The sequence below is a fragment of the Shinella sp. AETb1-6 genome, from assembly GCF_009826875.1.
In the GTDB taxonomy this organism is placed as follows: domain Bacteria; phylum Pseudomonadota; class Alphaproteobacteria; order Rhizobiales; family Rhizobiaceae; genus Shinella; species Shinella sumterensis.
Window position 1 is genome coordinate 40,991 of the sequence record NZ_WUMM01000015.1, and the last position, 13,436, is coordinate 54,426.

Annotated in this window: 13 protein-coding genes; 3 read left to right on the plus strand and 10 right to left on the minus strand. The window is 63.2% G+C overall.

Annotated elements, in window-relative coordinates:
• Positions 1–2 precede the first annotated feature (2 nt).
• The 8 genes from GR158_RS21370 to GR158_RS21405 all read right to left on the minus strand — a co-directional run bounded on the left by GR158_RS21370 (position 3) and on the right by GR158_RS21405 (position 8,695).
• Positions 3–194 (minus strand): hypothetical protein, encoded by a 192-nt coding sequence (locus tag GR158_RS21370; protein WP_160872505.1) that lies wholly within the window; start codon positions 192–194, stop codon positions 3–5.
• Positions 195–198: 4 nt separating this feature from the next.
• Complete coding sequence (locus GR158_RS21375) at positions 199–1,896, minus strand: hydantoinase B/oxoprolinase family protein (protein ID WP_134650530.1); 1,698 nt, start codon at positions 1,894–1,896, stop codon at positions 199–201.
• Positions 1,897–1,907: 11 nt separating this feature from the next.
• Positions 1,908–3,938 carry a hydantoinase/oxoprolinase family protein gene (locus GR158_RS21380; protein ID WP_160872506.1) on the minus strand — a complete coding sequence of 677 codons (2,031 nt, stop codon included), beginning with the start codon at positions 3,936–3,938 and terminating at the stop codon, positions 1,908–1,910.
• A gap of 26 nt (positions 3,939–3,964) precedes the next feature.
• Positions 3,965–4,669: a GntR family transcriptional regulator gene (locus tag GR158_RS21385; RefSeq protein WP_160872507.1), complete on the minus strand. Its 705-nt coding sequence runs from the start codon at positions 4,667–4,669 to the stop codon at positions 3,965–3,967.
• Positions 4,662–5,720, minus strand: coding sequence for a branched-chain amino acid ABC transporter permease (locus GR158_RS21390; RefSeq protein ID WP_246665742.1), 1,059 nt, complete (start codon positions 5,718–5,720; stop codon positions 4,662–4,664). The genes GR158_RS21385 and GR158_RS21390 overlap by 8 nt, the downstream gene beginning before the upstream one ends.
• Positions 5,720–6,634, minus strand: coding sequence for a branched-chain amino acid ABC transporter permease (locus tag GR158_RS21395; RefSeq protein WP_160872508.1), 915 nt, complete (start codon positions 6,632–6,634; stop codon positions 5,720–5,722). The genes GR158_RS21390 and GR158_RS21395 overlap by 1 nt, the downstream gene beginning before the upstream one ends.
• A gap of 12 nt (positions 6,635–6,646) precedes the next feature.
• On the minus strand, positions 6,647–7,402 hold the full coding sequence (locus tag GR158_RS21400) for an ABC transporter ATP-binding protein (protein WP_134650526.1): 756 nt from the start codon (positions 7,400–7,402) through the stop codon (positions 6,647–6,649).
• Between the two features lie 96 nt (positions 7,403–7,498).
• Positions 7,499–8,695, minus strand: a complete 1,197-nt coding sequence (locus GR158_RS21405; protein WP_160872509.1) for an ABC transporter substrate-binding protein — start codon at positions 8,693–8,695, stop codon at positions 7,499–7,501.
• A gap of 163 nt (positions 8,696–8,858) precedes the next feature.
• Between GR158_RS21405 and GR158_RS21410 the strand changes: the two genes are divergently transcribed.
• The 3 genes from GR158_RS21410 (at position 8,859) to GR158_RS21420 (ending at position 11,663) form a co-directional block, all read left to right on the plus strand.
• Positions 8,859–9,587, plus strand: coding sequence for an ABC transporter ATP-binding protein (locus tag GR158_RS21410; protein WP_160872510.1), 729 nt, complete (start codon positions 8,859–8,861; stop codon positions 9,585–9,587).
• A 16-nt stretch (positions 9,588–9,603) separates the two neighbouring features.
• Positions 9,604–10,794, plus strand: a complete 1,191-nt coding sequence (lhgO, locus tag GR158_RS21415; protein WP_371731772.1) for an L-2-hydroxyglutarate oxidase — start codon at positions 9,604–9,606, stop codon at positions 10,792–10,794.
• Between the two features lie 617 nt (positions 10,795–11,411).
• Positions 11,412–11,663, plus strand: coding sequence for a hypothetical protein (locus GR158_RS21420; protein WP_160872512.1), 252 nt, complete (start codon positions 11,412–11,414; stop codon positions 11,661–11,663).
• Between the two features lie 96 nt (positions 11,664–11,759).
• Here GR158_RS21420 and GR158_RS21425 read toward each other — a convergent pair whose 3' ends face one another.
• Both GR158_RS21425 and GR158_RS21430 read right to left on the minus strand, forming a co-directional pair.
• Entirely contained in the window at positions 11,760–12,719 is a 960-nt protein-coding gene (locus tag GR158_RS21425) for an ROK family protein (RefSeq protein ID WP_160872513.1), read from the minus strand.
• A gap of 14 nt (positions 12,720–12,733) precedes the next feature.
• Entirely contained in the window at positions 12,734–13,435 is a 702-nt protein-coding gene (locus tag GR158_RS21430; protein WP_160872514.1) for a ribulose-phosphate 3-epimerase, read from the minus strand.
• Position 13,436: the final 1 nt, after the last annotated feature.

Consider the following 13,436-nt stretch of genomic DNA (forward strand, 5'->3'; position numbering starts at 1 on the left):
TCCTAGACGGCGGCCTTGGCGCGGCGGGCGTCCCTCGCAAGCTTCCAGTCGACGCATTCCTCGGAGCAATAAATGCTCCCGTCATGGGTCTTCTTGCGGCTGGAATCCTCGGCCGAGGCCTCGTAGATCAACACGCCGCAATTGGCGCATTTCGTATAGCTTTCGATGTAAAGCCCGTTCAGCGAAAACTTCATGGTCTCAGGCCTCCTGATAGCCGTAATGTTTCTGGGCGGCCGCCTTGGAGACGTAGCCCTCGCGGACATCCTCCGCGACCGCTGCCGGATCGCGCTTTGCCGGTTCGCCATAGCCGCCACCGCCGGGGGTGACGAGCCGCACGCGGTCGCCGCGGCGGATGGAGACGTTGGAGTAGCGGCTGGTCGAGGCCTTGCCGTAGGCCTCGCGCATCGTCTGCCAGTCCTCGCGGCCATTCTTCATGACCAGCGTCGCGCCGACGCCGCCTTCCGTGCCGCCATTAAGACCCCAGGGGGCGAGCAGGTGACGGTCGGTCATCTGCGAGCAGATGATCTCGTCGTTGAGGCACAGCATCTGCTTGGTGTAGCCGACGCCACCACGGAACTCGCCGGCACCGCCGGCATCGACGTTGAAGGCGAGGCTTTCGATGCGCCAGGGGAAGCGCGTCTCGTAGACTTCGACCGGCGTGATGCGGCAATTGCCGTTGATCGAATCGACGCCGTCATTGCCGTCCGCAAAGGCACGACCACCCCAGCCGACCGCTTCGAGATCGTAGCAGGCGAAATATTCGCCCGTATCCGCATCGACGCCGCCGAAGACGAAGTTGCAGTGCGTCGCGCCTTCCGCCGCCATCACCCGGTTCGGAATGGCCGGCGCCATGGCGCCAAGGATCGTGCCGACGATGCGCGGATGCGTCTCGGTGTTGCCGCCGACTTCCGGTGCCGGGAAATCCACGTTGACGATGGTGCCGGGCGGCGCCATCACGCGGATCGGCCGGAAGCAGCCGGAATTGCGCGGGATGGTCGGGTCGGTCATGTGCAGCACGGCATTGTAGGCGGCCGAGGTGGCGACGCCGAGCGTCGCGTTGATCGGGCCGGAAGCCTGCGGCGAGGAACCGTGGTAATCGACGATGATCTCGCCGCCGCGCTTGTGAACCTCCACGGCGACCGTATAGGTGCGCTCGGCGTCGATGCCGTCGCTCTCGATCGTATCCGAGAAGGCGTAAATGCCGTCCGGGATCGCTTCCAGCTCGGCGCGCATGCGGCGTTCCGAATAGAGCAGCAGGTCGTTGACGGTCTCCTTGATCTTCTCCTTGCCGTATTTCTTGTAGATCTGCGTCATCTGCTTTTCGCCGAGATCGACGGCGGCGATGAGCGCGCGAAGGTCGCCATAGTTGACGCGTGGCGTGCGCACGTTGGCGAGAAGCAGCTTCCAGACCTCGATATTGTCCTTTCCGCGCTTCTTGATCTTCACCGGCGGAATGCGGAGGCCTTCCTGGAAGATTTCCGTCGCCTCGCCGCAGAAGCCGCCCGGCGCCATGCCGCCGACTTCCGCGATATGGCCGATCGCCACCGCAAAGCCCATGATCTCGCCATCGACGAAGATCGGCTTGAAGAAGGTGTGCTCCGGCGTGTGCAGGCCGCCGCGATAGGGGTCGTTGTGGAGAATGACGTCGCCTTCCTCGATCTCGTCGATCGGGATTTCCTTGAGGCACGACTTGACGAGCAGCGGCATGCCGCCGATCTGCGCCGGGCAATAGTCGGCGACGGCGATCATGTCGCCGTTCATGTCCGCGAGGCCGCAGGTGAAGTCGAGCGCTTCGTTGAAGATCGTCGAATAGGACGTCTTCATCAGCACGATCCCCATCTCCTTGCAGAGGGAGACCATGCTGGATTCCAGGATGTTCATCGTAACGAAGTCCATGACGGTACTCCTCAGGCCGAAATGATCAGATTGCCGAGACGATCGACGCGGAGCGTCTGTTTCGGCTGCAGGATGGTGACGGACGCGTTTTCTTCAATAATGGCAGGACCGGATACGGTCTGCCCCTGCTTGAACGTTCCGCGATCGTAAGTCTTCACGTCATGCCAGCCGTCCTCGAAGCGCACCTTGCGGCTGCCGGAGGCGGCAGGCGTGCCCTCGCCCTTTTCGAGTTCGCGCATCTGCGGCTTTTCGGAAACAGCAACGGCGACGACCTTGAGATTGACCGTCTCGATGGTTTCGCCGGGAATGGAGAAGCCGAAGCGGTTCTGGTGTTCCTCGTGGAAACGCTCCCACAGGTTCGCAATGGTCTCCTCGGTGAACTGGTTGGCGGGGAAGCTCAGTTCCAGCTCGTGGTTCTGGCCGAAGTAACGCGCCTCGATGGAACGGTAGATCTCCACCTTCTGCTGGTAGCCCTGGGAAACCAGCTCGGCGATGGCGCCATCCACCAGTTCCGTCATCGCCGCCGTGGCACGCGCACCGTCGAAATATTTCGAGATCTGCTGCACGGTGCGATGCCGGTCGACGCGCGCATCCGTCATGATGAAGCCGAAGGCGGAGAACTGGCCGGGATAATTCGGCACGATGCCCTGCGGAATGCCGGAAATATCCATGAGGTCGCAGATATGCACCGGACCCGCCCCGCCCGAGGCGACGAGCGAGAAGTCGCGCGGATCGAGGCCGCGCTGGAGCAGGACGGCGCGCAGCGCGCCGAGCATATTGTTGTTGGCGATCTGCACCATGGCGAAGGCCGCCGCATCGACTTCAAGGCCGAGCTGGTCGGCGATCTTCTTGACCGCGCGGTGCGCCGCCTCGGCGTCGAGCTTCATCTTGCCGCCGAGGAAGTAATCGGGGTTGATTCGGCCGAGCACGACATTCGCGTCCGTCACGGTGGCATTCTCGCCGCCGCGGCCATAGCAGGCGGGGCCAGGCGCTGCACCGGCCGATTGGGGGCCCATGCGCAGCATGCCGCCCTTGTCGATCCAGGCGATGGAGCCTCCGCCGGCGCCGATCGTGTGGATGTCGATCATCGGGATCTGGATCGGCAGGCCCCATTCGATCTCGAAGCTGGTCGTCACATGCTCCATGCCGTCGACGACGGTCGAGCAATCGGTCGAGGTGCCGCCCATGTCGAAGGTGACGAGGTTCTTGATGCCCGTCAGCTCGGAAAGGACGCGGGTGGCGACGACGGCGCCGGTCGGGCCGGACAGCGTCATCTGCACCGGTGATTCGGCGGCACCCTTCAGCGTCGATTCACCGCCGTTCGACTTGATCACACCGATCCTGTCGCCGATGCCGATGGCGTCGAGACGCTTCTGCATGCGGTGGAAATTGTCGGAGACGATGGGCTTCAGATAGGCGTCCGCGATCGTCGTCGAGGCGCGGTCGTATTCCTTCCACTTCGGCAGGACCTCGTAGGAAATCGAGATTGGCATGCCCGGCAGTTCTTCGGCAAGAATGTCGCGGATGCGCTGCTCGTGGCTCGGGTCGATATAGGAGAACAGCGTGCAGACAGCGATCGCCTCGATCGTGCCATCGGCCTTGATCGTCGCGGCAAGCTCGCGCACGGCCGTTTCGTCGAGCGGCGTAACAAGCTCGCCCTTGGCGCTGAAACGGCCACCGATCTCATAGGTGTCGGCGCGCTTCATCAGCGGCTTGGTCTTGATCCAGGTAATGTCGTAGTGGCTGCGGCGGTCACCGCGCTGGATGAAGGGGACATCGCGAAAGCCTGATGTCGTGACATAGGCGACCTTGGCGCCGCGGCGCGTGAGCAGCGCGTTCGTTGCGATCGTCGTGCCGAGACGGATCTTGTCGACGCCGGCGACATCCTCCACCTGTCCGAGACCCTGGAGCACGCCTTCGATCGGTTCGGAGGGCGTCGTCAGGTTCTTCCAGTTCTCGATCGTGCCGGTCGCCGCATCGTAGGAAACGAAGTCGGTGAACGTTCCCCCAATATCGATGCCGATGATTTTTCTGTCAGGCATTGTTCCCTCTTTTCTCATGGATAGGGTCAGGACGAGCGGGGTTTTTCCCGTTCGTAAGCTACAAGCAGGTGGCGCCAGGAATCGCGGATGTGATCGCGGATGGCGTCCATCGCCTTTTCGGGGTTGCGGGTGCGCAGCGCCTCGACGACCGGCCAGTGATCGACAGCGGCCGCCATCTGGCTTTCGAACTGGCGCTCGGCCATGGTGATCAGCATCTGCACTTCCGCCTGGATATTGGTGAAGGCGTGCAGCGTCTGGCGGTTCTTCGAGAGCTTGCAGATCTCCAGATGGAAGGCGAGGTCGTTCTCGACGAGGACGATCTCGTCATTGGCGTTGGCGGCCGCGACCATGGCATCGACGAAACCGGCAATGCGGTCGACATCGGCATCCGTCATCTGCGGCAGCGCCTGCTCCACCGCGAAACGCTCGACCACCACGCGGAAGGAAAAGATCTCGTCGATGTCGCTGCGCAGGAAGGTGCGCACGAAGGTGCCCTTGCGTGGTACGGCAACAAGCAGGCCGCGCTCTTCCAGCCGGCGGATCGCCTCGCGGATGGGGTTGCGGCTGATGCCGAGCTGGCGGGCAAGTTCCGCCTCGTTGATGCGCTGGCCCGGCTGGAGCCGGCCGAAGATCAATTCGCGCACGAGAAAGGTCGAAACCTGATCGGACAGCATCCGGTGGTCGATGATGCCAACCGGTTCGTCTATATTGAAGAGGAGGTTGCTAGCCATTGATGAGCCCTTTCTCGCGTTGTTCCTGCCCCGGCAGGGTCATTTCCCGCCCTGCCATGATTCCGTCTTTGCGGAAGACCAGTATCAACAGCATAAAGGCCGCGATGATAAGCTCCTGCGTGCCCGCCGGCAGCGACCACTGCTCGCCGCCGATCGAAATCCCGCCTTCGAGACGACGGAAGATATCGACCATCGCGGTGATCACGACGACGCCGACCACCGCCCCGGCAAGGCTGCCCATGCCGCCGACAATGAGCATGGCGAGCGCGAGGAAGGTGAAACTCAGGAAGAAACTGTTGATCGAGACAGTCCCGAGATAATGCGCCTGCAACACCCCGCCGAGGCCGACCATGAAGCCGGACAGCGTGAACGCGATCAGCCGCGACCAGTAGAGCGAAATGCCCGATGCGGCCGCCGCCACCTCGTCTTCCCGCGTCGCCCGGATCGCCAGGCCGAAGGCGGAGACCTGGTAGAGATAGGCGATGACGATGGCGACGACGGCGCAGCCAAGTGCCAGCCAGGCCGTGACATAGGTCGGCAGGCCGACGATCGACGCCGAGCCCATCGTGACGCTGTCCCAGTTGGAATAGACGACGTTGAGGATGAACAGAACGGCAAGCGTGGAGATCGAGGCCGCCAGGCCGGTGAGCCGCATGATGACGAGGCCGGTGAGGAAAGCCGCGCCGCCGGCTAGCAGCACCGAGACCACGGCCGACGGCAGCAGCGGAATGCTCTGATCGCGCAGGAGCGGCGGCAGGCCGGACATGGTGATCGGCTTCAGCATCTCGCAGCAGGTCTGCCACGCCGAGGCATAGGCGGCGATCGCCATGAAGGTGGCATGGCCGAAGGAGATGATGCCGGAATTGCCGACGAAGACATAGAGCCCGACGACGATGACGATGCTGATCAGCATCTCGATGACGGTGCGCTGGATGGAGAGGCCGCCGAACTGGCCTGTCACCACCACGATGACCGCGAGCGGTATGACGAGGGCGAGCACCGGAAACCAGAAGCGGCCGATCGTTGCGAAGGACATGGTATCGCTCTTCATTATACGCGCTCCTTCGCGGCGCTGGTGACGATCAGGCCCTGCGGGCGCACGAGGAGGATCAGGATGACCATCATGAACACGCCGGCGTCGCGGAAGGGGCGCAGATCGGCTGGCAGGTAGGTTTGCAGCAGCACGCTGGCGACACCCACGAGGAAGCCGCCAAGTGCCGCGCCCGGCAGCGAACCCATGCCGCCGATGACGGTGGCGAAGAAGGCGTAGACGACGGGCATAAGCCCCATGCGCAGGTCGAGCGTGCCCGTCTGGATCGTCAGGAGCAGCGAGACCGCGCCGCCGAGCAGGCCGGAAATGGCGAAGGCAAGTGCGATCACCCGGTTTGCCGGCATGCCGAGCAGGCGGGCCATCTGGAAATTCTCCGCCGCCGCCCGCATCTGGATGCCGAGCGGCGTCTTCTTGAGGAAGAGCACCAGGGCGACGAGCAGGCCGGCGGTGACGACCATGGTGAGGAGTTGCACGCCCGGAACCCGCACGCCGCCGATCTCCACCGCATTCGCCAGCCCCTGCCCGATGCCGACCGATTTCGGCCGGCCGGTATGGATGAGCATGACGAGGTTCTGCAGGAAATAGCTGACGGCGAAGGAGGAGATGAGCAGCGTCGATGGATTGGAATTGCGCAGCGGCCGGAAGGCGACACGCTCGGTCAGAAGCGCCAGAGCCATGACGACGACGAGCACGCCGCCGATCATCAAGGCCGAGGGCAGCGCGCCGAGCAGCAGCGGCGGCGTGACGCTCGCGGTCGGCAGCACCAGCGCATAGGCGCCGATGGTAATATAGTCGGCCTGGGCAAAATTGACGAGCCGCATGACGCCGAAGACGAGACCGATCGCCAGCGCGACGAGGGCATAGAGGCTGCCCAGCGCGATGGCATCGACGAGAACTTGAACGATGTTTGCCATGGCGTCCGGTTCCTAGATCGCGAGGGTGCTGTCGGCCGCCTTTTCGCCGAGATAGGCGCGGCGGACGGCGGGGTTTTTCTGAATGTCCTGGGGCGAGCCCTCGGCAAGGCTCTGGCCGCCATCGAGCACATGGATGCGCTGGCAGACGCCCATGATCACCTTCATATTGTGTTCGATCAGCAGCACGCCGCAGCCGAAGCGCGCCGGCAGCTCGGCGATGACTTCCATCAAGGCCTCGCATTCGGCGTCGTTCATGCCCGAGGCCGGCTCGTCGAGCAGCGCGAAAGACGGCTGCAAGGCGAGTGCCCGGGCGATGCTGACACGCCGCTCGTCGCCATAGGAAAGGCTGTCGCAGCGGTTGTCCGCTTTTTTCGCAAGGCCCATCCAGTCGAGGATTTCCAGCGCCCGCTCCCGGGCCGCCTTGCGCGAAAGCCCGCTGCCGATTGCGGCGACGGAAAGGTTCTGCTCCACCGTCATCGCCCGGAAGAGACGCGCCGCCTGGAAGCTGCGGCCGACGCCGGCCTGCGCGATCTTGCGGGCCGTGAGCTTCGAGACGTCAATACCGTCGAGGCTGATGCTGCCGCTGGTCGGCCGCTGGAAGCCGCTCAATACATTCACCATGGTCGTCTTGCCGGCGCCGTTCGGGCCGATGAGGCCGAGCACCTCGCCGCGCCGGAGTTCGAGGTCGACCCCGCTCAAGGCCCGGATGCCGCCAAAGGCGACGGCAACGCCGCGGGCTTCCAGCCGTTCTTTCGATGGACGTGACATATCGGGCGAGACCTATTCGTAAGCTCGGCTATGAATTTGCTTGGAGATTTTGGTTCCGTCGGCTGCACCGCCATGCAGCCGACGGATCGCAGCCGGTTACTGACCGACGCGGAACAGGAGCTTCATGTCCGGCTTGAACGTGTTCCGGTAGACCTCGACGGCGCGGAAGGAGTCGTTCTCGACCTTCATGATCAGCCAGGGCCGGTCGACCTGAATATGCAACTGGTCGGTGAAGGAGGTGGGGCCTGCCGTGAACGGCTGGTCCTTGAAGGTGTTCATGACGCCCACCACGGCTTCGGATTCGGTCGTCTTTGCCTGCTCGACCGCATAGGCCCACTGCTCGATGAGGCTATAGCCCAGAACCGAATAGGAAGAGACCGGCGGCTCGCCGTAACGCGCCTTGTGGCTTTCAAGGAACGTGTTCATTTCCGGGCGTGGATCATCGCCGTAAAGCGACATGAAGGCGGGCAGGTAGAAATCCTTGAGGCCCGGCACGGCGTTCAGCCAGTAATTGTCGACCATCGCCGTGTTGGCAAGGATCGGCAGGTCGATGCCGGCAGCGCGAAGCTGGCGCACGGCCGAAGCACCCCCCGGCGTGAACGAGCACACGAAGACCGCGTCGGGCTGCGTCGCCAAACCCTTGAGGCGGGTGATCTGCGAGGCAATCGACGGGTCGTCGTTCTTGAACGTGTCATTGCCCAGGATTGTCTCAGCGCCGGCACTTGCAGTCCAGGCCGCGCGAAAACCGGCGCAGGCCGACTTGTTGTATTCGATCGTCAGGTCTTCCAGCACGTAGACAGACTTCAGGTTCATTTTCTTGTTGCCGTATTCGGCAATTGCGATGCCTTCCGACTGCGCCGCGCTGTTGGCGGTAAAGGCGAGCGGGCCGACGCCCTGCACGCCCATCTTAGGATCGGCAGCACAGAGGCTGAAGGCGATCTTGCCGGCCTGCTTGGCGGCAAGTGCGGACGGCGCGCCGAAATCGTAATCACACGAGACAACCAGCATGTCGACGCCGCTGTCGACCAACTGTGCGCCGACCGTTGCGGCACGGGCCTGCTCCGTCTTGGTGTCCATGACGGAATATTCGATCTGGCGACCCAGCAGGCCACCGGCCTTGTTGATCTCCTCGATCTTCATGACGGCCGCCTTGAAGGGCGCGCTGTCGTAGTTCGAAAGCCAGCCGGATTCCGCGATGGCGAAGCCGATCTTGATCGGCTCTTCGGTCTGAGCGCTGGTCACCGGCAATAGCAGGGCGATTGCGGCCGAGGCGGCCACAGCAACAGATTTCATTGTCGTTCCCCTTCGGCCGTAGCGATGCTCGGCCTGATTTTTTGCACATAGTCCTCTGTGGACAGAAGACAGAATGCGGGTTAGATTTTTTTTGTCAACGGCAAAAAATGGCGCGGCCTCCCGATTTCCATCGAAGGACCCAACCGCGCGAGAGGGGAACGACATGTTAGAAATCCGCGGCCTTACGGCCGGCTACGGCCGGCTTGCTGCCCTGAAATCCGTCGATCTTGTGGTCCATACGGGCGAGATCGTCTTCGTGGTCGGCCCCAATGGCGCCGGCAAGTCCACGCTTCTGAAGACGATTTCCGGGCTCATGGCGCCCACGGGCGGAACGCTCGCCTTCAATGGCGAGGCGATCGCCGGCCAGCCGCCGGAAAAATTGTGCCGCAAGGGCCTGGCGCTGGTGCCTGAGGGCCGCAGCATCTTTCGCACCCTGACGGTGCAGGAGAACCTATTGCTCGGTGGCATGATCCGCAAGGACAAGGAAGAGGCAGCCGCGGATCTCGAGCGGGTACTTGAGACCTTTCCAATCCTGAAGGCGCGGTATCGCGGCGTCGCCGGCCATCTCTCGGGTGGCGAGCAGCAACAGCTGGCCATCGCCCGCGCCATCCTGCAACGCCCCTCGCTGATGATGATCGACGAGCCCTCGCTCGGCCTTGCCCCCCTCGTTATCGATCAGGTCTACGAGAGCCTTCGCCAGCTCAATGCCGGCGGACTGACGCTGCTCGTCGTCGAGCAATCCACCGCCCGCATCCTCGATCTCGCCTCCCGCATCTACGTCCTGCGCAACGGCCATGTCGCGCTGGAGGGAGCGGCAAGCGATCTTGCGGACGGCCACGCGCTGGAGGATGCTTACTTCGGGTATGGCGAACGCCAGACGACACACGCGTGATCAGGCAAGACAGATGATATTCGACTATTGCATCATCGGCGGGGGCATCGTCGGCCTGGCAACGGCCATGCGTCTTCTCGAAGGCAGGCCAGGCTGCAGCCTCATCCTCATCGAGAAGGAGGATGCGCTCGGCAGACACCAAACGGGCCACAACAGCGGCGTCATCCACGCGGGCATCTACTACCCTCCCGGAAGCCTCAAGGCCGAACTCTGCCGCAAGGGCGCGGAGGCGACCAAGGCGTTTTGCGCGGAAAACGACATTCGCTTCGAGACCTGCGGAAAATTGCTCGTCGCGACGTCGGATCTCGAAATACAGCGCATGGACGCCCTCTATGAGCGATCGAAACAGAACACGATCGAGGTCTACCGCGTCAGCGAGGAAGAGTTGAAGGAGCGCGAGCCGAACATTCGTGGCCGCGGCGCACTCTTCGTGCCTTCGACCGGCATCGTCAGCTATGCCGAAGTCTGCCAGGCGATGGGGCGGCGCATCGCTAAACTCGGCGGCGACATCCGCCTTTCGACCCGCGTCACCGGCATCCGCGAGACGATTGACGCCGTCGACGTCGCCTCCGAGGGCGAGAGCTGGCGGGCGAGAAAACTGGTCGCCTGCGCCGGCCTGCAATCCGATCGGCTGGCGGCTCTCGCCGGCCTTTCGATCGAGCACCGCATCGTGCCGTTCCGCGGTGAATATTTCCGCCTCCCGCCCGACAAGAACGACATCGTTCGACACCTCATCTACCCGATCCCGGACCCCGCCCTGCCCTTCCTCGGCGTGCACCTGACGCGCATGATCGACGGCAGCGTGACGGTCGGACCGAACGCCGTGATCGGCTTTGCGCGCGAGGGCTATCCGCGCCTCTCGGTCAATCTGGCCGACATCGCGGACTACGCGCTCTATCCAGGCTTCTGGAAAACCGTCGTTGCGAACCGGAAATCCGCCGTGACGGAGTTGCGCAACTCGCTGTGGAAGCCAGGCTATCTGGCGGAATGCCGCAAATATTGCCCGAGCCTCACGCTTGCAGACCTCCTGCCCTACGAGGCCGGCATCCGCGCCCAGGCGGTGCGGAAGGACGGCACGCTCGTCCACGACTTCCTCTTCGCCGAGACAGACCGGATGCTGCATGTCTGCAATGCGCCCTCGCCCGCGGCCACTTCTGCAATTCCAATCGCGGAGATGATCGTCGAACGGCTGGAAAAAGGATTGTAAAGCCAATTCATCCCATGCGCCCTCGCCCATCTCTGTTCGGCGCGCTCACGGGCATGGTGATCCTGCGCGAGAGGGGCGGCCCATCGCGGCTCGCCAGGCGCCAAGTGCTGATCGCCGGCGTCATCCTTCTCTCGGGCGGTTGAGACATGACATGGCTGCTCTACTCTCCCGCCTAATCCTTCATGTCCGGCCGGATCGGCATCGTCGGCGCCGGGCGCTCCGTGATATGGACGACGATCAGGTTGGCGCCCTTGTCGCGGGAATTCTGAACGCTGCAGCGCGAACTCATCCAATCTCACTATCCCAGCGCCAGAGGGGTAGATCGTTTACAATTTTACGAAATATTTAGGTTAATTGACGGTTTCCATATTGGACCGTTTCAGCGCAATCGCAGATCGGTAAGTTTACCGGCATCAGTTTTGCCATGAAACATCCGGAGCGTTGCGCATGACCATTCTTGCCACCACGAACAATGCGCATACAGGCAACTTCTCCTCACTCTCGCATACGAGCGTCGTGGCAACGGGCACTCGCATGGTCGGTCCCGATGTTCTACGCTCGCTGGCAATCCTGCTGGTAGTGCTCGTGCACCTTCCGCTGAACGCGGCCCCGAGCATGTGGGTGACACACCCTCGATTGAAGTGACGAACTCGCGCAACGCGCTCGATTTGGCTTTGGCAGGCGTAGCGCGTGTCGCGCTGCCGACCTTCGTCGGGAACAACCAGAGCGGGCTGAAACAGGTGACAGAACCGATCGGCGAACTGGAGCACGATCAGTGGCTGGTCACGCACGACGAGGACAGATTCCTGCCGGACGTCCGCCGCGTGATCGAGCGGATCTATGCGGTGTTGAGAGCCGCGATCAAGTAAAAGCGATTTTGGCCTTCCTGCCTGATGCCAGTCCCTGGCGTCGGAAAGTCGACGCTTCTTAAGTTGGCGACGCCTGTGTCAGAAACTTCGCGTCAATCACCACGAAAAATCAAACTCCGCGGCAAGGAAAGAGAGAGCCGCCGCGCCGATCAGACCGGAATTCTGGCCGAGCGCAGCGCGCATAACCGGTACATCCTTGAATGCAGGCATGGCCCGCTCGGTGATGTAGTGCTGGATACCGGGATGCAAGCGCTCGAATTCATGGGAGAGGCCACCGCCCATGATGACGATCTCGGGGCTGAAGATGTGGAGGAGGCTTGTGAAGCCGCGGCCGAGGATTTCCGCTTCCTCCTCGATCAGATCGTTGGCGAGCGCATCGCCGGCGCGTGCGACAGCGAAGACCGCGCGGCTGTCGATGACGTCGCCACCGGCGCCGAGCCGCGTCTCGGTGCAGGCGAAGGCACGATCTTGCGCCCGCCGGGTAAAAGCCGTGCCCGACCCATAAGCTTCGAAGCAACCCTTGTTACCGCAGGGGCAAAGCGCGCCGTCCGGCATGACGGACATGTGGCCGACATGGCCTGCCATGCCCTTGCGGCCGCGCAACACGCGCCCATCGGCGATGACGCCGCCACCGATCCCCGTGCTGACGGTCACGTAGACGAGGTTTTCCAATCCCTTGCCCGCGCCGAACTGCCATTCACCGATTGCGGCGGCAATGCCGTCATTCTCCAGACTGACTGGAAACGCGAAGCGCTTCTGCAACTCCGCCTTCAGCGGGAAGTCTGCAAAGCCGGCCAGTGTCGGAATATCCCGTGTGATTCCCGAGACCGTATCAATCGGTCCGGGCGTGGAGACGCCGATGCCCACGACCGTAGCCGTTCCGGCAGCCGCGGCAAGGCCGTCGGCAAGGGCCTGGATCTGCGCCAGCACGCGCTCGGGACCTGCCATCGCATCGGTCCGGTCCTCGGCGCGCGCGAGAACCCTGCCGTCGGCACTGACAAGTGCGGCGCGAACTTGCGTACCCCCAAGATCGATGCCGATGGCGATCTCACTCATGATCGGACGAACCTTCAGAGGGAATGAAGCCAGGACATGCGCTCCTCAAGCGAGGGTGCATTGAAAGCCAGCGAACCAAGCACGACCGTCTCGGCGCCGGATTGGCGCAGCAACGGTACGGTGTGCTCGCGAATGCCGCCATCGGCCGCCAGCACGACGCGGTGGCCTGCGCCGCTTTCGGCGATGATCTTTCGGGCCTCCTGCAAGCGCGCGCCCGCCTTCTCGTCGAGGCCCTGCCCCTTTACACCGATCGCGGTGCCGAGCAGCGTTACGAAACGCAGCCGCGCCGCATGACGCCGGATCCGTTCGACGGGCGTCTCGACCCGCAACACCATGCCGGCGGCGACGCCACGGCGGTCAAGGAGATCGAGCGCCGCATCCACGACACTGTCGTTCTCGACATGAATACTGATGAGGTCGCTGCCGGCGTCGGCGAACTGCTCGATCTGCGACAGCAAGACGGTATCGGCCACCATGAGGTGAACATGGATCGGGCGCCTAGAAACCCTTCGCACGCCGGCCACCAGATCGGGGAAGAACAGCATGGCCGGCGCGAAGTGGCCGTCGGCGACGTCGATATGCAGGACGTCGACATGCGGCTCGACGCGGGCGAGATCATCGGCAAGCCGCACGAGATCGGCGGACCAGACGGAGAATTCGGCAATCAGGCGATCCTTGGGAAGGTCGTCGATCCAGGTTTTTGCGGGGGCAGTCATT